This window comes from Velazquezella soli (assembly GCF_977018685.1).
This window is the reverse complement of record NZ_CDRNXF010000004.1, coordinates 1,135,510-1,154,585: the sequence shown is the minus strand read 5'-3', so window position 1 is coordinate 1,154,585 and position 19,076 is coordinate 1,135,510. Positions and strand designations below refer to the sequence as shown.

Annotated in this window: 18 protein-coding genes and 1 pseudogene; 11 read left to right on the top strand and 8 right to left on the bottom strand. The window is 60.3% G+C overall.

Annotated elements, in window-relative coordinates:
- Positions 1 to 94: 94 nt before the first annotated feature.
- On the bottom strand, positions 95 to 2,419 hold the full coding sequence (locus AC0JZ8_RS09090) for a putative bifunctional diguanylate cyclase/phosphodiesterase (protein WP_062461077.1): 2,325 nt from the start codon (positions 2,417 to 2,419) through the stop codon (positions 95 to 97).
- Positions 2,420 to 2,721: 302 nt separating this feature from the next.
- Between AC0JZ8_RS09090 and AC0JZ8_RS09085 the strand changes: the two genes are divergently transcribed.
- On the top strand, positions 2,722 to 3,261 hold the full coding sequence (locus AC0JZ8_RS09085; protein WP_471892340.1) for a TRAP transporter small permease subunit: 540 nt from the start codon (positions 2,722 to 2,724) through the stop codon (positions 3,259 to 3,261).
- A gap of 31 nt (positions 3,262 to 3,292) precedes the next feature.
- Positions 3,293 to 4,810: a TRAP transporter large permease gene (locus AC0JZ8_RS09080; protein WP_471892339.1), complete on the top strand. Its 1,518-nt coding sequence runs from the start codon at positions 3,293 to 3,295 to the stop codon at positions 4,808 to 4,810.
- A 434-nt stretch (positions 4,811 to 5,244) separates the two neighbouring features.
- Here AC0JZ8_RS09080 and AC0JZ8_RS09075 read toward each other — a convergent pair whose 3' ends face one another.
- Positions 5,245 to 6,363: a TRAP transporter substrate-binding protein gene (locus AC0JZ8_RS09075; protein ID WP_062461086.1), complete on the bottom strand. Its 1,119-nt coding sequence runs from the start codon at positions 6,361 to 6,363 to the stop codon at positions 5,245 to 5,247.
- 258 nt (positions 6,364 to 6,621) lie between these two features.
- Between AC0JZ8_RS09075 and AC0JZ8_RS09070 the strand changes: the two genes are divergently transcribed.
- Complete coding sequence (locus tag AC0JZ8_RS09070) at positions 6,622 to 7,422, top strand: gamma-glutamyl-gamma-aminobutyrate hydrolase family protein (protein ID WP_471892338.1); 801 nt, start codon at positions 6,622 to 6,624, stop codon at positions 7,420 to 7,422.
- Positions 7,423 to 7,449: 27 nt separating this feature from the next.
- Here the strand turns inward: AC0JZ8_RS09070 and AC0JZ8_RS09065 are convergent, their stop codons facing one another.
- The 3 genes from AC0JZ8_RS09065 to AC0JZ8_RS09055 all read right to left on the bottom strand — a co-directional run bounded on the left by AC0JZ8_RS09065 (position 7,450) and on the right by AC0JZ8_RS09055 (position 10,087).
- Positions 7,450 to 8,412, bottom strand: coding sequence for a 2-hydroxyacid dehydrogenase (locus AC0JZ8_RS09065; protein WP_471892337.1), 963 nt, complete (start codon positions 8,410 to 8,412; stop codon positions 7,450 to 7,452).
- Positions 8,413 to 8,437: 25 nt separating this feature from the next.
- Entirely contained in the window at positions 8,438 to 9,457 is a 1,020-nt protein-coding gene (locus tag AC0JZ8_RS09060) for a LacI family DNA-binding transcriptional regulator (RefSeq protein ID WP_062582147.1), read from the bottom strand.
- A 132-nt stretch (positions 9,458 to 9,589) separates the two neighbouring features.
- Complete coding sequence (locus AC0JZ8_RS09055; protein WP_471892336.1) at positions 9,590 to 10,087, bottom strand: MarR family winged helix-turn-helix transcriptional regulator; 498 nt, start codon at positions 10,085 to 10,087, stop codon at positions 9,590 to 9,592.
- 83 nt (positions 10,088 to 10,170) lie between these two features.
- On the opposite strand from AC0JZ8_RS09055, the gene AC0JZ8_RS09050 reads away from it, so the two are divergent.
- The 5 genes from AC0JZ8_RS09050 (at position 10,171) to AC0JZ8_RS09030 (ending at position 13,926) form a co-directional block, all read left to right on the top strand.
- Positions 10,171 to 10,971 carry a creatininase family protein gene (locus AC0JZ8_RS09050; protein WP_471892335.1) on the top strand — a complete coding sequence of 267 codons (801 nt, stop codon included), beginning with the start codon at positions 10,171 to 10,173 and terminating at the stop codon, positions 10,969 to 10,971.
- 56 nt (positions 10,972 to 11,027) lie between these two features.
- Positions 11,028 to 11,285, top strand: coding sequence for a type II toxin-antitoxin system Phd/YefM family antitoxin (locus tag AC0JZ8_RS09045; protein WP_192086011.1), 258 nt, complete (start codon positions 11,028 to 11,030; stop codon positions 11,283 to 11,285).
- Entirely contained in the window at positions 11,282 to 11,677 is a 396-nt protein-coding gene (locus AC0JZ8_RS09040) for a type II toxin-antitoxin system VapC family toxin (RefSeq protein ID WP_471892334.1), read from the top strand. The genes AC0JZ8_RS09045 and AC0JZ8_RS09040 overlap by 4 nt, the downstream gene beginning before the upstream one ends.
- Before the next feature lie 114 nt (positions 11,678 to 11,791).
- On the top strand, positions 11,792 to 12,940 hold the full coding sequence (locus AC0JZ8_RS09035) for a CobW family GTP-binding protein (protein ID WP_471892333.1): 1,149 nt from the start codon (positions 11,792 to 11,794) through the stop codon (positions 12,938 to 12,940).
- Positions 12,940 to 13,926, top strand: a complete 987-nt coding sequence (locus tag AC0JZ8_RS09030) for a WD40 repeat domain-containing protein (RefSeq protein ID WP_471892332.1) — start codon at positions 12,940 to 12,942, stop codon at positions 13,924 to 13,926. Before AC0JZ8_RS09035 ends, AC0JZ8_RS09030 begins: the two co-directional genes overlap by 1 nt.
- A gap of 79 nt (positions 13,927 to 14,005) precedes the next feature.
- Here the strand turns inward: AC0JZ8_RS09030 and AC0JZ8_RS09025 are convergent, their stop codons facing one another.
- The 3 genes from AC0JZ8_RS09025 to odc2 form a co-directional block, all read right to left on the bottom strand.
- Positions 14,006 to 15,037: a serine hydrolase domain-containing protein gene (locus AC0JZ8_RS09025; RefSeq protein WP_471892331.1), complete on the bottom strand. Its 1,032-nt coding sequence runs from the start codon at positions 15,035 to 15,037 to the stop codon at positions 14,006 to 14,008.
- A 169-nt stretch (positions 15,038 to 15,206) separates the two neighbouring features.
- Positions 15,207 to 15,776: a GNAT family N-acetyltransferase gene (locus AC0JZ8_RS09020; RefSeq protein WP_471892330.1), complete on the bottom strand. Its 570-nt coding sequence runs from the start codon at positions 15,774 to 15,776 to the stop codon at positions 15,207 to 15,209.
- A 110-nt stretch (positions 15,777 to 15,886) separates the two neighbouring features.
- Positions 15,887 to 17,020: an ornithine/lysine decarboxylase gene (odc2, locus tag AC0JZ8_RS09015; RefSeq protein WP_471892329.1), complete on the bottom strand. Its 1,134-nt coding sequence runs from the start codon at positions 17,018 to 17,020 to the stop codon at positions 15,887 to 15,889.
- 553 nt (positions 17,021 to 17,573) lie between these two features.
- On the opposite strand from odc2, the gene AC0JZ8_RS09010 reads away from it, so the two are divergent.
- The 3 genes and pseudogenes from AC0JZ8_RS09010 to AC0JZ8_RS09000 all read left to right on the top strand — a co-directional run bounded on the left by AC0JZ8_RS09010 (position 17,574) and on the right by AC0JZ8_RS09000 (position 19,046).
- Positions 17,574 to 17,798, top strand: coding sequence for a hypothetical protein (locus AC0JZ8_RS09010; RefSeq protein ID WP_192077660.1), 225 nt, complete (start codon positions 17,574 to 17,576; stop codon positions 17,796 to 17,798).
- 62 nt (positions 17,799 to 17,860) lie between these two features.
- Positions 17,861 to 17,962 (top strand): annotated as a pseudogene (locus tag AC0JZ8_RS09005) (type II toxin-antitoxin system PemK/MazF family toxin); the annotation flags it as partial.
- A gap of 190 nt (positions 17,963 to 18,152) precedes the next feature.
- A complete protein-coding gene (locus AC0JZ8_RS09000; RefSeq protein ID WP_062461123.1) occupies positions 18,153 to 19,046 on the top strand; it encodes a LysR family transcriptional regulator in 894 nt (297 codons plus the stop codon).
- The last annotated feature ends 30 nt before the right edge of the window (positions 19,047 to 19,076 follow it).

Sequence of the window (19,076 nt, the reverse complement as noted above, 5' to 3'; positions counted from 1 at the left end):
GTTTAACAAACTTTAAACAGAAATAGTTAACCGCCAACGGTAACCTTATGCCGCGGGTGCAAAAAATAGCCCGTGAAGATATGGGGAAGCGCGTCTAGCCAGCCGCGCTCAGTGACCGCGGCGCGTCGTTCTTGCGGCCCGATACGGCACGACTACCCGCCTTGCTGAGAGCAACGCCGTTAACGCGCAGACTCTCCAGCGCATCGACCGGCACCGGCGGCGAGAAGATGTAGCCCTGAACCAGGTCCGCAAAATTGTGCTTGCGCACGAGATCCAGCTGTTCCTGGGTTTCGACGCCTTCGAGAACGATGCGGAGATCGAGCTCGCGTGAAAGATGCACGATGCCGCTCAAAAGCTTCATGCGGCGCGGATCGGTACCGATGTCGCGCACGAAGGCGCGGTCGATCTTGACGATATCGATCGGCAGGGAATCCAGATAGCTGAGGCTCGAGAACCCGGTGCCGAAATCGTCGATTGCGATCGTCACGCCGTTGGCGCGCAACCGGCTGAGCGTCGCACTCACGGCGACAGGCTCCTCCATGAAGCAGCTTTCGGTTACTTCCAGATGCAGCCGTGCGGCAGGCAGACTGTAGCGCGCCAAAGTCTCGGCCACCATTGCCGTGATCGCACCGCCACGAAGATCCTTGACCGAGAGATTGACGGAGACCGCCATGCCGCCCGACCATTCGGCGCAGTCGGCGCATGCCTTGTCCAGCACGAACCGGGTGACGTCCGAAATCAGGCCCATGCTTTCGGCAAGCGGGATGAAGATGTTGGGGCCGATCCAGCCGCGCTCGGGATGCGACCATCTCACCAGTGCCTCGCAGCATTCCATCTCGGACCCGTCCGGCCGGTACATCGGCTGGTAGACGACGGACAGATGGCCGTTTTCGATGGCATGGCGCAGATCGGTCCGCAGACGCTGCTCGGCCACATACCGACCATCCATTTCCGGCCTGAAGGTTCTAACCGTGCCGTTGCCGGTCGACTTTGCCTCGTTGAGGGCAAGGTCCGCCTTGATCTGCCAGGATTCCATGTCGAAATCTTCAGCGGGCAGAATGACGCAACCGCTGTTGAGCGATACCGAAAGACTGAGCCCGTCGACCCGGTAATCCCCCTCGAATGTCCGATGAATCTCGCGGATACGCGCCTCGATCGCGCAAGAACCGTCTTTGCCGGTCACCAGCAGAACGAACTCGTCACCGACCAGCCGGCCGATCAGAACCTCGTCGCTCGCAAACGCCGCTGCCCGTTCGGCAATTGCTGCAAGGAGCTTGTCGCCCACCACGTGGCCGCGCATGTCGTTGACATGCTTGAACCCGTCGACATCAAGAATAGCAAGCCCGGCCCACATCTCCGGACCTGCATTTGCCAGCCGACGTTTGACCTGTTCGGTGAAATGTCCCCGTGTCGGCAGGCCGGTCAGCGTGTCGAAACGAACAAGGTGAAGGATTTTCTCTTCGGCAGCGACCCTCGCGCTGACATCCTCGAAGATCATCACGAGACCGCCCTCGGAACGGCGGCTGAGCGAGAATTCCAGATAGGTGTCGTCATTGAGACGCAGCAGCGTCTTGCCCGCCTGCCCTTCCAGCAAGCCGCCGATCTGCGTCAGGATCTCGTCCGGAAACGCATTTTCGCGGTCGCGAAGGGCGGCGATGAAACTCGCGCCCATCAGGTCTTCGGCATCGCCCAGTCCCAGCAATTCGTGCGCGCGCCGGTTGACGACCTGCACCCGGCCATCGGCGTCCAGCATGATCAGCGCATGCGTCATGGTGCTGAGCGCACTGTCGAGCTGGTCGGCAACCGTCTTCATCTCGCGCGAAACGATGACGTTCTTGTAGAGAAATTCCCGCACCCCCGTCGCCATCGACTGGGTGGTCAACCCGAACGGCACGAGAAAGAGCGCCATCAGCGCAAGATTGATTTCGCCGGTCAGCACGCAGGCAATGATCAGCGGCAAGCAGCAGCCGGTCGTCTGCAGCGCAACCGCGCGAGCAGACCCGTAGTTGCGGCCGACGATCGACACCATCGACGCCATGGTGACCGCGATGCACATGAAGGCGGCCATCATGTCCCGCAGGACAAGAACCGCATAGGCGCTGCTGATACCTAGAAGGAAAGCAGTCGCCGCGGCGCCGTAGACGTAGCGTGTTTCCCAGCTTTCGATCTCGTCGCGGGAAAGAACCGCACGGTCGAGACTGTCGAAGCGGCGGAACGAGATGACCCGGAAAGTGAAGACTGCCAAGAACACCGCAATCAGCATGATATAGAAGGTAGAGCCCGTCGTGGCAAAAATCACTGCGCACGACAGGATATGGACCACCATTCCAGTCCACAGCGTTCCACGATTTCTAAACAGCGATTCGACGAACGACAGATACACTTCTGTCGGCAGCGTTTGCGCTTCCGCATTCTTCATAGGGGCACATTCCCTTGCCATCAGACCTACAATGGAGAAAACGTTTTAAAAATTGATTGTTGTCGGAGTGCGACCCCTTGGATTGTGGGGGTTCGTCGAAAAGCGATCAATGAACGGTAACAGGGATTGCTAAAACTCTCCAAACTCAATTATGCGCTCTCGCGACCACCTTCGCAATAATATTTCGCGCAATGCCTGGAAACGGCATTTATGCGACCCATGGGGGTCTTTTCTTTTAATAAGCGTTCGTTTACATCGCCTCATTCGGGCAGAGGTAAAGACCTGCTGGGGAGCGAGTGAGTATGGCGGGCCTGTTGAAATTCAGCGCGTTAATTGACCGTGTCAGCGAAATCGTCGGAAAATTTGCGGGTTATCTCGTTCTGGCCTGCTGCCTGATCAGTGCCGGTAATGCCTGCATCCGCTATGCGTTCAACTACAGCTCGAATGGCTGGCTGGAAATACAGTGGTATCTGTTCGCGTTTATCGTTCTCTTGGGCGCACCCCATACGCTTCGTCTCAATGAACACGTCCGCGTCGATCTGATCTACGGCGCCGTCTCGGATCGCAAGCGGTTGTGGATCGATGCGATCGGCCTGGTGATCTTTCTGATCCCGGCATGCCTCTTTCTGGCATGGCTGTCCTGGCCGTTCTTCTCCCTGTCTTTCATGCAAGGCGAAGTGTCTTCGAATGCCGGCGGCCTGATCCGCTGGCCCGTCAAATTCATCATCGTCTCGGGGTTCGTGCTCCTTGCCTTTCAGGGCCTGTCCGAGCTGATCAAGCGCATCGCCGGCCTCACAGGCACCCTCCAGGTCGACACGACCTACGAAAAGCCACTGCAATAAGACCGCGCCATTCCGGGGGGAAACCAAGCTCATGTTTGAATACGGCGTAATGCCACCGGCCATGTTTCTGGGCATGATCATTTTCATGCTTTACGGCTTTCCGGTCGCCTTTTCCCTTTCGGCGGTCGGGCTGTTTTTCGGCTTCCTCGGTATCTACACCGGTCATTTCGAGTATGCGTTCATGCAGGCCCTGCCGCTGCGCATTTTCGGCATCGTCTCCAACGACCTGCTTCTCGCCATTCCCTTCTTCACCTTTATGGGTGCCATTCTTGAACGCTGCGGCCTTGCCGAGGACCTGCTCGAAGGCACCGGAAAACTGTTCGGCGCCATTCCCGGCGGCCTTGCCTATGCGGTAATCATCGTCGGCGCGATTCTCGGCGCCATCACCGGCACGGTTGCCGCCTCCGTCATCACCATGGGTGTGATTTCCCTGCCGATCATGCTGAAATACGGCTACAGTCCGCGTCTCGCAACCGGCGTGATTGCAGCCTCCGGCACGATCACCCAGGTCATTCCGCCGTCGCTCGTCCTCATCGTTCTGGCCGATCAGCTCGGCCGTTCGGTCGGCGACATGTATCTCGGCGCCATCGGCCCTTCGATCCTGCAGGTCGTGATCTTCCTGCTGTTCATTCTCTTCACCTCGATCGTCCGGCCCCAGGATGTTCCGGCGCTGCCGCCGGAGGCCCGCGGCGAACTCAATGCCGCGCTGGTGTTGAGAGTGCTGTGGGGCATGGTCCCTTCGGTCGTGCTGATCTTCCTTGTCCTCGGCACCCTGTTCATGGGACTTGCCACACCGACGGAAGCCGGCGCGCTCGGCGTCGTCGGCGCCATGGCGCTTGCTGCCATGCACCGCCGCCTGACCTGGGACCTCGTCAAGCAGGCCATGCATTCGACAATGACGATCACCTCGATGGTCGTCTTCATCCTGGTCGGCGCCACCTGCTTCAGCCTGGTCTTCCAGGGCATGAACGGCGGGCTCTGGATCGAATTCCTGCTGTCTCATATTCCGGGCGGCGCTCTCGGCTTCCTGATCTTCGTCAACATCTTCATTTTCTTCCTGGCGTTCTTCCTGGATTTCTTCGAGATCGCCTTTATCGTCCTGCCGATGCTGGCACCGGTCGCAACCGCGCTCGGCATCGACCTGATCTGGTTCGGCGTGCTGCTCTGCGTCAACATGCAGACCTCGTTCATGCACCCGCCATTCGGCTTCGCACTCTTCTACCTGCGTTCGATCGCGCCGAAGACCGTGAAGACGAAGGACATCTATCTCGGCGCCATTCCGTGGCTCGGGATGCAGTTGATCCTCGTCGCCATCATCATCTTCTGGCCGGAATCCGTCACCTATTGGCTGGACAAGGCGCCGGACGTCGATCTCAATACGATCAAGATCGAAATCCCCGGCTTCGGCAATGATAGCGGCAACAACCAGATGCCCAATTTCGGCCTGCCGCCGATGGATGGTGCGCCCGGTCAGGGCGGCGGCGCGCAACCTGCCCCCGGACTACCCGGCATGCCCAACTTCGGCGAGCCACCCAAGATCAACCCTTAACGGCTTCGTCTTGCCAGAAAACCGGCGCAGTAGTACGTTGGAGTGGAGAGCAAAGCGCGAACTCTGCTCTCCCTTTGTTATCTGATGTAGAAAATGAACCGGACGGACACTGACCAGCCCGTCCGGTATTTCCTAACCAGCAACGTAATGCTCAGTGGAAACCACATCGCATCACCTCCTGTTCGACGGCAAGGCTTTTGCCTTAAGTCGGTGAAGCCCGTCTTCACCGATACTCCGGCTGGCCACGGAGTGCTCTGCTTTTGCCTTCGAACGCCACCATCACATGTACCAGCGTGTGATTGTCGAGCCGACACAACCGGGCATACGTGCAGCGCGTCTATTGCGTGAATCCAGTCTGGCGCCATCCCTCGGCTGCAAAAGAAAACCCCGGACCTTGCGATCCGGGGTACGTGTCTGAGCAACGCTGTAGACGTTCAGATCTTGCCGTTGCGCTGCTGGATCATCATGAACGTGTCGAACGTGTACTCCGAAAGCTGCATCCAGAGGTAACCTTCCTTCTTGAATGCGACCTGGTCGTCGTAGACCTTCTTGAAATCCGCGTTGGTTGCGGAAATACCTTTGTAGACGTCCATTGCCGCCGTGTAGCAGGCCTCGAGGATATCCTGGCTGAACGGCCGCAACGTCGTCCCCTGCGATACGATCTGCTTGATCGCCATCGGGTTCTTCAGGTCGTATTTCGCCATCATGTTGGTATTGGCGAAGGCGCAGGCATCGGTCAGCGCCGACTGATAGTGCTTTGGCAGGCTGTTCCACTTGTCGAGGTTGATGAAGGCATGGATTGTCGGGCCGCCTTCCCAGAAAGCCGGATAGTAGTAATACTTGGCCACCTTGTAGAAGCCGAGCTTGTGGTCGTCATAGGGACCGACCCACTCCGCCGCATCGATCGTGCCCTTTTCAAGAGCCGGATAGATATCGCCTCCGGCGATCTGCTGCGGTACGGCGCCGAGCTTTTCGAGCACCTTCCCGGCAATGCCGGCAATGCGCATCTTCACGCCCTTGAAGTCGTCGACGGTGTTGATTTCCTTGCGGAACCAGCCGCCCATCTGGGCCCCGGTATTGCCGGCCGGCATGCCGTAGATCTGATGCTTGGCATAGAACTCGTTCATCAGCGTATTGCCGTTGCCCTGGTAGAACCACGAGTTCGTCAGGCGCGCATTCATGCCGAAGGGGATCGCCGTGCCGATCGCAAAGGTCGGGTCCTTGCCGACAAAATAGTAGGAGCAGGTATGGCACATCTCGACCGTGCCAGCGGAGACAGCATCGGCCGCCTGCAGACCCGGGACGATCTCACCACCTGCAAACGGCTGGATCGTGAAATTGCCGTCGGTGGCGGCTGCAACATGCTTCGCGATATCGTCGGCGCCGCCATAAATCGTGTCCAGCGATTTCGGAAATGATGATGTCAGGCGCCAGTTGATCTTCGGGTTCTGCTGGGCAATGGCAGGTGTCGAAAGCGGAACAGCAAGCACTGTGGCTGCAGCGGCTCCCGCGCCGCCGACTGCCGTCTTTTTCAGGAATGAACGACGATCCATCAAAAGTCCTCCCGGGTTGAACAGACCGCGAAGATGTCTCCTCCCATACCTCGCCAGTCCTAGATGAGGTAATCATGTTGCTTGAATGCTTGCAAGCAGACCATGTAACAATGACGGCGGACCAAGGTTAAACCGCATTATACTTTCGTCTTCCGCGATCGTCGTGGTTCACGCTGCACGGCGTCGCTACGGCTTGACTTCGCCCCGCCTCCGGCAGCAATACGGGATGAGAACCACTGCCCCGCCTGGAGATCGTTCATGCCCGTCTCGTGCCGCAAGCCTATCGTCGCCGTTCCCGCCGATCTCAGGCAATTCGAAGGCGCCCTCTGGCACGCCACACCCAACCAGTATGTCAATGCGGCGCTGAAAGTGGCGGACGTCATGAGCTTCATCGTTCCCGCCTTCGAAGAGGGCAACGATGTCGACACGATCCTCGACCGGGTCGACGGCGTGCTGGTTTCCGGCGCCGTCAGCAACGTCCACCCGTCGCTCTACGGCCACGAAGCGACCGAGGCAGACGGCCCGTTCGATCCCGGCCGCGACGCCACCTCGCTGCCGATGATCCGCCGCGCGATCGAGCGCGGCATTCCGCTTCTCGCCATCTGCCGCGGCATCCAGGAGCTGAATGTCGCGCTGGGTGGCACGCTGGCAAGCGAGATCCAGGATCAGCCGGGCAACTGGGACCACCGCAAGCCCGACGTGCCAGACCGCGACGCGATGTACGCGATCCGCCAGCCGGTCTTCGTCAAGGAAGGCTCCTGCATCGCGGATTTCCTCGGATTTGCCGGCGAAGTCCAGGTGAATTCGCTCCACCGCCAGGCGATTGCAAAGACCGCTCCCCGCCTGAAGGTGGAGGCGACGGCTGCAGACGGCACGATCGAGGCGGTGTCGGTGATCGACGCGAAGAATTTCGCCGTTGGCGTCCAGTGGCATCCGGAATACTGGGCCGAAACCGACGCACCGTCGGGCGCCCTGTTCCGGGCGTTCGGCGATGCGGCCCGCGCCTATGCGGCATCGACAAGCGGTGCGACCAGCCCACCGGTTGCCCGCACCGCGTGAATCAAACGCCCTCGCCGTGTTTGCCGGTTATCCCTTGACGGGGGTTTCCGGAACCGGCGTCAGCACGCGGCCGTCCTTGAACCAGCCGATCAGGTTGTCGACGACGAGATCGGCCATCGCATTGCGGGTCTGAACAGATGCGGAGGCGACATGCGGCAGAAGGCAGGTATTGTCGAGAGCGATCAGCTCCGCCGGCACGTTCGGCTCGTCGAAGAAGACGTCGAGGCCCGCTGCGGCAATCGTCTTGTCGCTGAGGGCGGCAATCATTGCTTCCTCGTCAACGCTCGATCCACGACCGACATTGATGAACACGCCACCCGGTCCAAGCGCTTCGAAGATCTCCGCATTGATGATCTTGAACGTATCCGGCGTCCCGGGCGCGATGCAGATGAGCGTATCGACGGCCTCAGCCATCTCCTTCAGCGACGGATAATAGATATAGCCGACATCCGAGCGTTGGCTGCGGCTGTAATATCCGATCGTCACCTTGAACGGTTCAAGCCGCTTTGCGATCTCGCGACCGATGCGGCCGAGGCCGAGAATGCCGATGCTGCGGCCCTTCAGTGAAAACGGCGACAGCGGAAACGGCCCTTCGCTCGCCCACCGGCCTTCGCGCAGATAGGTCTCCGCCTTCGGAAACTGCCGCAGCGTATTGAGAAGCAGCGCGATCGCTGTATCGGCCACTTCATCGTTCAGGACGTCAGGCGTGTTGGTGACGATGATGCCCCGTTCGGCCGCCGTCTTCGTATCGGTGCCGTCGTAACCGACACCGAAGCTGGAGATGACTTCGAGATTGGGAAACGCATCGATGATGGCAGCATCGCATTTGCCGGAAACCGCGATGCCACGCACGCGCGCCCTCGTCTCGGCGTCGACGGATGCCAGTTCGGCATGCGGAGCCGAGATGACCTCGAAACTGTCGTTCAGACGCTCCAGAACGCGCGGATGAATACGGCCCGGCACGAAGATGGTGGCAGGATTCTCAGACATGCAGCAACCTCTTTATGAAGATAAATCAGCGTGGACGAAAGACGCCGGTCGACTGGCGCAGACGCATTTCCGGCTTGATCAGATGGAGACCGTCAGGCTCATGGCTCCCGGCAAGACGATCGAGCAGTGCCCGCGCCGCTAAGCGCCCGACATCGGCCTGTCCGTTGGAAACGGTGGTCAGAGACGGCGTCGAGATCGAAGCTTGTTCCAGATCGTCATAGCCGGTGACGGAAATATCGACGCCCGGTGTCAACCCGGCCCGCGCGATGCCGTTCATCAGGCCGATCGCCACCAGATCGTTCCAGCAGACCGCAGCCGTCGGCTTTTGCGGCAGGGACAGGAAGTGCACCGCCGCCTCGAACCCGCCCTGCATCGAACGGGGTCCCGGAATGCGCAGGTTCGGATCGACCTCGATATTGGCTTTCAGCAGCGCGTTGACGTAGCCCTGGTAACGGTCGCGACCGGTCGATGTCTGGTCGGTGCCGCCGATCATGGCGATCGCCCGGTGGCCGAGGCCAATCAGATGGTTGGTGGCCAGCGAAATGCCATAAGCATCGTCGCCACGATAGGTCGGCAGGTCGAGGCCTTCCATCGAGCGGGCAACAAGAATGGCCGGCATGCCGTTTTCTTCGGCAAGCTTCATATCCTCGATCGGCGTCCCGATCGCCGGCGACATGATCACGCCGTCGCCACCCAGCTGCAGCAGCGTTTCGATGAACGTGCGCTGCTTTTCGACCGAGTCGTAATGGTTGGAGAGGATGAACGTATGACGGCTGCGGTCGAGCTCGCTCTCGATGGCTTTCAGGATTTCACCGTAAAACGGGTTCATCACGTCATGCACGACGACACCGATAATGCCGGACCGCGAGGTGCGAAGGCTGGCGGCACGGCGATTGTAGATATAGCCAAGCGCCCGCGCTTGTTCCTTGATCTTCTCGCGGGTATCAGCGGCGACAAGCGGACTGTCCCGGAGAGCAAGCGAAATCGTAGCTGTAGAAAGACCGAGACTTTCGGCAATCGTCGACAGTTTGATTTTCTGCGCCATCTAGCCCCGCGTTCTCATGCAGCCTGCATTCTTACGCAGAGCACCCGAATTAAAGTTTAAATAAACAATTTAATTCCATGCGACAATCCTGTGACGGGATTTTTCGGACGAGCAGGTTGGCAAACGCAACCCTCAGTCGCGATCGCCCTCATCCGACTGAAGATTGTGCTCGACGGCTTTGAGAAGTTTGAGAAGGGTGCGAACCTCCTTGTCCGAAAGACCTTTGACGGCCAGTTCGCCGCACTCGGCCACCGCGCGGCCGATCTGCTCGACGCTCTTCAGACCAGGCTCCGTCAGATGCACCTTGGTCAGGCGACCATCCGTTCCATCCGACCGGCGCTCCAGAAATCCCTGCGCTTCCATGCGGCCGATCGTGCGGGTCATGGTGGGAGCCTTGACGCCCATGCGGTTGGCAAGATGACCCGGCGTCATGCCGTCTTCCTCGGAAAGCGCTAGGATCACCCCGTCCTGCCCGGCATAAAGGCCGCTTTCGACCAGACTGCGGGACAAGGCGGTGCGCATTGACCGGGCGGTCTGTGTAATGACAGGCGCAAGGTCGGTTGCGGAAAGACCAGCGCCGTCCTTCTTCTTGCCCGACTTGGATTTCTTGTCGCCTTTTTTCTTGCTCATCGGCTCCGCCCGTTTTGCGTCATGGAAGTCGGCGCTATAACTATACCACGCCACCCTTATCGAAACCCGGAATTGACCGCCAGATGCCGCATCCCTTGCCGCGCTATCATGACAACGATGTTACGCCCCCGTCCACAGAAAGCGCTAAAAGAGGCGACTGGATCGCCGTTCTGCCGCTCGGCGCCCACGAACAGCACGGTCCGCACCTGCCTTTCGAGACCGATACGCTGATCGCACAGGGCCTTGTCGACCGCATCATCCCTGCCCTTCCTGCTGATCTTCCGGTGACGTTCCTGCCGGTAGAGCCAGTCGGCTACTCGATCGAGCACATGGATGTGGCAGGAACGAAGACGCTGGCCGCCGCCGAGGCCATCGACCGCTGGCTCGGAATCGCCGAGGAACTTCACAAGCAAGGCATCCGCAAACTGGTGATGCTGAACGCCCATGGCGGCAACGCGCCGCTGCTGACGATCGTCACGACAGAGGCCCGCGTCCGTTTCAACATGCTGGCGGTCGCAACAAGCTGGACCCGCTTCGGCCAGCCCGAAGGCTGGATCGCTCCGGAGGACAAGGCAATCGATATCCACGGCGGCGATATCGAGACCTCTGTCATGCTGGCACTGTGGCCGGACCGGGTGAACATGGAGAGGGCCGAAAACTTCCCATCGCGCCAGACAGATTTCGCGAAAGACTTTCGTCACCTGCGCGCCTACGGCCCACATGCGTTCGGGTGGAAAATGTCGGACCTCAACGCCAAGGGCGCCGCCGGCAACGCAACCGCTGCCACCGCAGAACGGGGCGAGCAGTTGGTGAAGCATGCGGTCAACGGCATCATCGAGTTGCTACGGGATGTGGCACGGTTTGATGTTGACGCGTTTCGATAGCCTTGCACCATTCTGCCAGACCGCATACCTTTCGCAGGACACCGGAGGCTGACGGCATGCAGGTATCGGTACAGGAAGCCCAGAAAAATCTGAGTGTGTTGCTTGATCGCGTCGAAAGTGGCGAGGACATTGTGCTCACAAAAGACGGCGTAACGGTTGCCCGCATCGTCCGGTCGGCGCCACAGCTCAGCCGCGAAGAGCGGCGCGCCATCCTTGATCGGGTCCGCGCGATGGCTCCCCCGTTCCCACCCGGGGAACCCACAGCCGACCGAAGCCACGATGATCTCTACGATGAGGACGGACTGCCCGTATGATCGCGGTCGACACGTCGGCGCTGATCGCAATCGTCGGCAACGAACCGATGGCCAGTCACTGTATTGCGGTGCTCGAAGTCCCGACAGAACATTTCATCCTATCAGCAGGTACGTTGCTGGAAGCGCAGATTGTTGCCGTCAGGAAAGGATGCCGGTCCGGGCTGGACGAGTTGCTCGCATCGCTCCCGTTCAGCATCATCGACGTCACCGCCGCCCGTGCCGAAATCGCTTCTTCCGCCTACCGACAGTTCGGCAAGGGCTTCCATCCGGCAGGGCTCAACTTTGGCGACTGCTTCGCTTATGCGACAGCCAAGGAGTTTGGCTGCCCCCTCCTGTACATCGGCGAAGACTTCGCAAAGACGGATATCGCCTCAGCGCACGCCTTCCCCTGATCATGTGATCATATAACATTCAAAACCCCTTTGAACTCGCGCGGCCTTGCCCTTATATGAGGCCAACACGCTTCCGCGCTCCCCCGAGCGCTTCAGAACCCTTAGAGGTTTCCCATGACTGAAAACACCGCTCCCGTCGCTGCAAAGCCCATTCCCGTAACCGTGCTGACCGGCTATCTCGGCGCCGGCAAGACGACCTTGCTCAACCGCATTCTGTCGGAGAGCCACAGCAAGAAATACGCCGTGATCGTCAACGAATTCGGCGAAATCGGCATCGACAACGATTTGATCGTCGAGTCCGACGAAGAGATCTACGAGATGAACAACGGCTGCGTCTGCTGCACGGTGCGCGGCGACCTGATCCGCGTCGTGGAAGGCCTGATGCGCCGCCCCGGCCGCTTTGACGGCATTATCGTCGAGACGACCGGCCTTGCCGATCCCGTTCCGGTCGCCCAGACCTTCTTCATGGACGACGATGTTCGCGCAAAGACCGAACTCGACGCCGTCATCGCTCTGGTCGACGCCAAGCATCTGCCGCTGCGCCTCAAGGATTCGCGCGAGGCCGAAGACCAGATCGCGTTTGCTGACGTCGTGCTGATCAACAAGACCGATCTCGTGACCCCGGAAGAGCTGGAGATCGTCGAAGACGTGGTGCGCGCCATCAATCCGACGGCCCGTATCTACAACACCAGCCGCTCGGGCATCGATCTCGCCCGCGTGCTGGATCAGGGCGCCTTCAATCTGGAACGGGCGCTGGAAAACGATCCGCATTTCCTCGACCACGACCACGAAGACCATGTCTGCGGCCCCGATTGCGGTCACGACCATAGCCACGATCACCACGCGCATGACCATCACGCGCACGACCACGATCATCATGATCACGGGCACGATCACAAGCATCATGATCACGGCCATCATGCGCATCACGATGCGATGTCGCCGATCCACGATATCACGGTCAAATCGGTTTCCCTGCGCGGCGGCGAGATGAACCCGGACCGCTTCTTCCCGTGGATCCAGAAGATCACCCAGGCAGAAGGTCCCAACATCCTGCGCCTCAAGGGCATCATCGCCTTCAAGGGCGACGAGGAGCGTTACGTCATCCAGGGCGTCCACATGATCGTCGAAGGCGATCACCAGCGTCCGTGGAAGGATGGCGAGAAGCGTGAAAGCCGCCTCGTCTTCATCGGCCGCGACCTCGACTTCGACAAGATCCAGAAGAGCTTCATGGCTTGCCAGGCTGAGGTTGCTGTCGCCTGATGCCAACCGTTGCACCTCTTGATATCGACGGTCATGTCGTCGCGGCTCACTTTCTCGGCGACATCCCGATCTTTGCCACCGCAGCCGGCACCATTCACCGCCTTGACGGCGGTGAGAAGGTAACGGACGCGCATCACGGCCTGTTGACCTGCATCCGCCACCCCTTCAGCGCCACGCTTTTGAGTGGCGGCGAAGACGGCAGGGTGCAGCGCATCTCCCATGACGGCACCGTCAGCACGATTTCGGAAACGCCGCGCAAGTGGATCTCCGTCGTTGCCGGTGGCCCTCAGGGTGCGGTCGCCTGGGCGCAAGGGAAATCGAGCTTCGTCAAGCTCTCCGACGGCACCGTCAAGGAAGTGAAGGAAGAGCGCAGCGTCGAAGCCATCGCCTTCGCACCGAAGGGGCTGAGGATCGCGGCAGCGCGCTATAACGGCGTCTCCTTGCATTGGGTCGGTACCAACAGTCCGATGCAGGATCTCGACTGGAAAGGCGCCCATACCGGCGTCACCTTCTCTCCGGACGGCCGTTTCCTCGTCACCATGATGCAGGAAAACGCCCTGCACGGCTGGAAGCTCGACAGCAAGTCGGGCGAAAGCCGCCACATGCGCATGACCGGCTATCCGGCCAAGGTGAAATCGCTGTCCTGGTCGGTCAAGGGAAAGTGGCTCGCCTCCTCCGGCGCACCGGCCGCGATCGTCTGGCCGTTTTCGGCCAAGGACGGCCCGATGGGCAAGGCACCGATGGAACTCGGCACGCGCGCCAATATCATGGTGACGCAGGTGGCGTTTCATCCGCTGGAAGAAGTGCTCGCCATCGGCTTCATCGACGGCATGGTCCTCGGTGTGCGCATTGCCGACGGCAAGGAAGCACTGCTGCGCCGACCCGGTAAGGGCGCCATCACGGGCCTTAGCTGGAGCGCCAGCGGCAAGCTGCTCGCATTCTCGTCGGAAGCCGGCGATTGCGGCGTGATCGACATTTCTGGCTGAGCTGACAGTTCTATTTCCAATAAAACATGCGGGGCCTGCCCCGCATGCTAGTCCCCCATATCAAGGCGGAGCTTGGCGCTTACGCTGACGCGACAGCGCCGATAATCTCGGCGAGAAGGTCGTGCAACTGGTCACGGTAGCCGTTCCGGGCAGACGGACCGCTCTCCTTCGACGTCATCACCACGGTCATGTCGAGCGCCGGAACCACGTAGACCATCTGCCCGCCATACCCCCAGCCGAACTTCACATCCTGTCCGCCGATCTGGCGTAGAAACCAGCCGTAGCCATACCCGTCGCCGGAAAAGCGCGAGTTCGTGCGGGGCGTCCAGGACTGGTCGATCCAGTTCTGAGAGACCATCTGTCGGCCGCTCTTGGTTTTCCCGCCGTTGCGGTAGAGATCGCCAAATGCCAGCAGGGACGCAGCCGTCATCGCCATCTGGTTGCCGCCGAGATAGATGCCCTGCGGATCGCGCTCCCAGGCCCCGATGCGAAACCCGCCGACCGGCTCCAGCCAGTCGCGCGCCAGCGTAAGCGTCGGCCGTTTGCCGACGCGGGTGAGGATGGCCGACAGAAGATGCGTCGACGCTGTCGAATAGAGCATCTGACCGCCCGGCTCGCCGTCGAACGGCTCCGACAGTGCAAACCGAACCCAGTTGGAACTGGCCACCCAGCGCCCGTAATTCGGGCCGGACATCCGAGACAGACCGGCCTGCATGGAGAGAAGATTGCCGATGGTGACGTCGGCGAGGCGCGGATCCGCGTCGCGCGGCAGATCGGCCTTCAGGATCGAGGCAATCTTCTGGTCCGGCCCTTCGAGCAGATTACGATCGATCGCGATGCCGACAAGGCAGGAGATGATCGATTTCGACGCCGACTTGATGTTGGTCGAGGCGTTGAGGCCGCTGCCGTTGAACGCTTCCCTGGCAATCGTCTCGCCTTTGCGCGACACCATCACGACCTTCAACGGCTCGAGGTCAGCCGCCCGGCCGAGCACGGCCTTCAGCGTCTGCGGCGCCTGCGCCACGCCAGTCCCGCCGGTTTGCTGCGCGAAGGCCCGCATGGATGTGAGGACGAAGGGAGTGGCAAGAAGGGCTGTGCGGCGTGTGATCATGGATGCCAATCTAGGTCGAGACCAGCACGCGACTATGGCCGAGCCCAACGATTCACGCGAAGGTGACGGAGCGTGAGACCATTGCGCCACCCGTCGCCGGCCGGAAAACGAAAAACCCCGCCTCCTCTATGGGAAGACGGGGTCTATGGTTATTTCGATCAGCAGCAGCTCAGGCGAGCTTGCGCCCACTCGCAACGATCATGCCGGCGGCACCTTCCAGCCAACCGGCTTTCAGCTCCAGCGCCAGGAAGCGCGCACGGTCGCAGGGGCCTGGCATCACCAGATGCTCGGTCTTGCCACCGAAGAAGCCGAAGCGCTCGTAATAGGCGGCGTCACCGACCAGAAGCACGGCACCATGGCCACGATCATGCGCCTGGCCGATCGCCGCACGCATCAGAGCCGCACCGATGCCCTTGCCCTCATGCGACGAGCAGACGGCAAGCGGTCCAAGCAGAAGCGCGTCGATGGCGTTACCTTCTGGCGAAATGCCGGCCTCGATGTTCCACAGACGCACGGTGCCGATGACATGACCGTCCTCGTCGCGCGCAACGAGCGCCAGGCCTTCGGCCGGCACGCGGTTCTGGCGGATCTTTTCGGACGACTTCAAGCGTCGGTCGGCGCCCATGGCGCGATCGAGCAGATTTTCACGAGCCACCACGTCGGCCGGAGTTTCGGCAGTGATGGTGAATGTGGACGCGGGCGCAAACAGCGCACGGACAGAATCAAGAACAGTGGCCATCTTGGCCTCCCGCACTTAAAACCGTTTCAAACGGTATCGGACGATCATTGTGAATTTGCGGCTCCCGTCTGGAGGTCGGGAACCGCGAAAGTAGAAAGGCTTGTAACGCCTTAGATGACGTAGGCCTTGAGCGGGTCGAAGCCGTTGAACGCGACCGCCGAATAGGTGGTCGTGTAGGCGCCGGTGCCCTCGATCAGAACTTCGTCGCCGATCGAAAGCGAGATCGGCAGCGGATACATGTTCTTCTCGTACATCACGTCGGCCGAATCGCAGGTCGGGCCGGCCAGAACGCAAGGCTCCATCTCGTCGCCGTCGCGCTCGGTGCGGATCGGGTAACGGATCGCCTCGTCCATGGTTTCGGCGAGACCGCCGAACTTGCCGATGTCGAGGAAGACCCAACGGTGGTTGTCGTTGTCGGACTTCTTCGACACGAGAACGACTTCAGCCTTGATGACGCCTGCATTGCCGACCATGCCGCGACCCGGCTCGATGATCGTCTTCGGCAGGTTATTGCCGAAATGCTTACGCAGCGAAGCAAAGATAGCCTGGCCGTATTCTTCAGCCTTCGGCACGTCGCGCAGGTACTTGGTCGGGAAACCGCCGCCCATGTTGACCATCTGCAGAACGATACCTTGCTTTGCGAGCTGGCTGAACACGCGCTTGGCATCGGCCAGAGCCGCATCCCAGGCATCGACCTTCGTCATCTGCGAACCGACATGGAACGAGACGCCGTAGCTTTCGAGACCAAGCTGGTGTGCGTAGACGAGAACGTCGACGGCCATCTGCGGCACGCAGCCGAACTTGCGCGACAGCGGCCATTCGGCGCCTTCGCCATCGGTCAGCACGCGGCAGAACACCTTTGCACCGGGCGCTGCACGGGAAATCTTTTCGACTTCCTCATGGCTGTCGACGGCATAGAGGCCAACGCCGAGCGCGAAAGCACGCGCAATGTCGCGTTCCTTCTTGATCGTGTTGCCGAACGAGATGCGCGATGCGGTTGCACCGGCATCGAGTGCCATCTGGATTTCGGCGACGGAGGCGCAGTCGAAGTTGGAACCCATCGAAGCAAGAAGCTTGAGGATCGCCGGCTCGGGATTGGCCTTCACGGCGTAGTAGATCGCGCTGTCCGGCAGGGCATGACGGAAGGCGTTGAAATTGTCGCGCACGACATCGAGATCGACCACGAGGTAGGGACCATCGGGACGCTGGGTCTTGATGAAGTCGAGGATGCGGGCAGTGGTCATGGTCAATCCCTTCCAAATCTCAAAGGCTCCGGCTTGCGAACCGGAGGACAAAGGACGGATGAACATGCGCCAGGATCCAGTCGGTGGAGACACCGGTTCCCTGACACGCTCAAACGCGCGGTAAGTGGATCAACGTTCTGCCAAGAACGAAAATCCGGCTTTGTCTGCCATGGATTGGAGGGAGGTCCCTACCGCACTTCCGGCAATGATGGTGTGCCTCTTCAGTAACCCCGGCTGTTGGAAAGCCGGGAGAGAACAAAAAGGCCCGCACCGTCGTTGCTTTAGATGTCCTCGCATTTCCCGGATGGCCGGAATAGCGACTGGAGGGGTTAGTTCCAGGTACCTTACCGATGACCTCACCAAATAGAGGGTCGGCGGACACCCACGGGCACGTGCGACTTTGGGCTGCACGGGAGATAAGAATATTCGCGGTCATAATCAAGCGGTATTTTGGGCGGGGGGGGAAATAATCAAAAGGCAGCCCCCGGTAGAATTTCCGCGAGGGCACGCGCACGATTCCACTGGTGGAACAGGCCAGCGTTGGAGATACTGGATGCCGACGGTTGGGAAGCAGACCACACATGGATCACCGTCCTCAACGGTGATCTCGCCTGAAATTCGGGAGCAGCTTCTGGAGCTGAAAAGCCCCGAGGCTCAGGCTCGGCTGGCAGCCGCGATCGCAAGCCTTGGTCCGGAAGAGGAACGTGAGATCCTCGAATGGATGGAGAGGGTTGCGGATTGGAATGAGGACGAGCCAGGAGGGACGCGGCAAGAATGAAATGAGGCGACATCGTCACCGTTTCCATCTCCGGCGACTACGGGAAGCCCCGCCCGGCCATCGTGATCCAGACGAACGATTTGTCCGATACTTGTCCTACGGTCGTCGTCTGCCCAATGACATCGACACGTCTTGATCTCGACTTCCGCATCCTTCTCGAACCCGATCCGGAAAATGGCCTGCGGCATCCGTCACAGGTCATGACGGACAAGTTCATCGGCGTCGCTTGCTTGAAATTGGCAGCAGATCGGCGCCGTCAGCCAGAAAGACATGCGTCGGCTCAGCACAGCGCTTGTATTTCTGCTTGCCCTGGCGGAGACAGAAGACTTCTGAGATCGGGAGCACCCTTCGCCCATGGACACACTCACCCGCATGCGCGCCTTCATCGACGTGGTCGAGGCCGAGGGCTTTTCGGCCGCCGCACGCCGCACCGGCCGTTCCAAGGCGCTGCTGTCGAAATATGTCCGCGAACTGGAAGACGATCTCGGCGCGCTTCTTCTCAACCGGACCACCCGCCAGTTCTCGATGACGGAGGCGGGCCACACCTATTATCGCACCGCTGCCGATATCCTGAAGGAGATCGACAATCTCGCGGACCTCGTGCGCGAGAACAACGCCGACCTCAAGGGCCGCCTTCGCATCTCCGTGCCGCGCACCTTCATCGATGCGGATGTCGGCCAGTCGTTCATCGATTTCGCCAAGGCGCATCCGGACGTCCAGTTGGAAATCGTCGCCGATGACCGGTTTGTCGACCTGATCGAGGAAAATTTCGACCTGGCGATCCGAATCACCCGGCTGGAGGATTCCGGCCTGATCGCCAAGAAGCTTGCCGATTTCCGGGTCCATGCGGTCGCGACGCCCGATGTCGTGGCGCAATACGGGCCCCTCACGCATCCGCAGCAGCTGAACAAGGTGCCGTTCATTATCGACACCAATTCGCGCTGGCACAACAATATCCGCTTCGTCGATCCTGATGGCTCGATGATTTCAGTCGCGGTCTCGGGCCCGATCGAGGTCAACAGCCCGCAGGCAACCTTGCGCGCGGCCCGCGCCGGTCTCGGCGTCGCGATCATTCCCGACTTCGTCGCCATGGCCTCGATCCAGTCGGGCGAACTCGTCAATCTGTTCGACGAATACATCACCCGTGAACGCGGCATCTATGCGGTCTATCCGCATCGCCGTTACCTCCCGGCCAAGGTGAGAAGCTTCGTGGATTTCCTCGCCAACTGGTTCCGCCAGCCGCGCTGACCTGTAATGCTGTAACGCCGCAGTCGAAAT

Excerpts from the sequence above, each read along its gene's own strand:
- AC0JZ8_RS09090 (WP_062461077.1), bottom strand. The coding sequence starts at position 2,419 with ATGAAGAATGCGGAAGCGCAAACGCTGCCGACAGAAGTGTATCTGTCG.
- AC0JZ8_RS09060 (WP_062582147.1), bottom strand. The coding sequence starts at position 9,457 with ATGGCGCAGAAAATCAAACTGTCGACGATTGCCGAAAGTCTCGGTCTT.
- AC0JZ8_RS09085 (WP_471892340.1), top strand. The coding sequence starts at position 2,722 with ATGGCGGGCCTGTTGAAATTCAGCGCGTTAATTGACCGTGTCAGCGAA.
- odc2 (WP_471892329.1), bottom strand. The coding sequence starts at position 17,020 with ATGACCACTGCCCGCATCCTCGACTTCATCAAGACCCAGCGTCCCGAT.
- AC0JZ8_RS09025 (WP_471892331.1), bottom strand. The coding sequence starts at position 15,037 with ATGATCACACGCCGCACAGCCCTTCTTGCCACTCCCTTCGTCCTCACA.
- AC0JZ8_RS09080 (WP_471892339.1), top strand. The coding sequence starts at position 3,293 with ATGTTTGAATACGGCGTAATGCCACCGGCCATGTTTCTGGGCATGATC.
- AC0JZ8_RS09055 (WP_471892336.1), bottom strand. The coding sequence starts at position 10,087 with ATGAGCAAGAAAAAAGGCGACAAGAAATCCAAGTCGGGCAAGAAGAAG.
- AC0JZ8_RS09020 (WP_471892330.1), bottom strand. The coding sequence starts at position 15,776 with ATGGCCACTGTTCTTGATTCTGTCCGTGCGCTGTTTGCGCCCGCGTCC.
- AC0JZ8_RS09000 (WP_062461123.1), top strand. The coding sequence starts at position 18,153 with ATGGACACACTCACCCGCATGCGCGCCTTCATCGACGTGGTCGAGGCC.
- AC0JZ8_RS09035 (WP_471892333.1), top strand. The coding sequence starts at position 11,792 with ATGACTGAAAACACCGCTCCCGTCGCTGCAAAGCCCATTCCCGTAACC.
- AC0JZ8_RS09070 (WP_471892338.1), top strand. The coding sequence starts at position 6,622 with ATGCCCGTCTCGTGCCGCAAGCCTATCGTCGCCGTTCCCGCCGATCTC.
- AC0JZ8_RS09075 (WP_062461086.1), bottom strand. The coding sequence starts at position 6,363 with ATGGATCGTCGTTCATTCCTGAAAAAGACGGCAGTCGGCGGCGCGGGA.
- AC0JZ8_RS09040 (WP_471892334.1), top strand. The coding sequence starts at position 11,282 with ATGATCGCGGTCGACACGTCGGCGCTGATCGCAATCGTCGGCAACGAA.
- AC0JZ8_RS09050 (WP_471892335.1), top strand. The coding sequence starts at position 10,171 with ATGCCGCATCCCTTGCCGCGCTATCATGACAACGATGTTACGCCCCCG.
- AC0JZ8_RS09030 (WP_471892332.1), top strand. The coding sequence starts at position 12,940 with ATGCCAACCGTTGCACCTCTTGATATCGACGGTCATGTCGTCGCGGCT.
- AC0JZ8_RS09010 (WP_192077660.1), top strand. The coding sequence starts at position 17,574 with ATGCCGACGGTTGGGAAGCAGACCACACATGGATCACCGTCCTCAACG.
- AC0JZ8_RS09045 (WP_192086011.1), top strand. The coding sequence starts at position 11,028 with ATGCAGGTATCGGTACAGGAAGCCCAGAAAAATCTGAGTGTGTTGCTT.
- AC0JZ8_RS09065 (WP_471892337.1), bottom strand. The coding sequence starts at position 8,412 with ATGTCTGAGAATCCTGCCACCATCTTCGTGCCGGGCCGTATTCATCCG.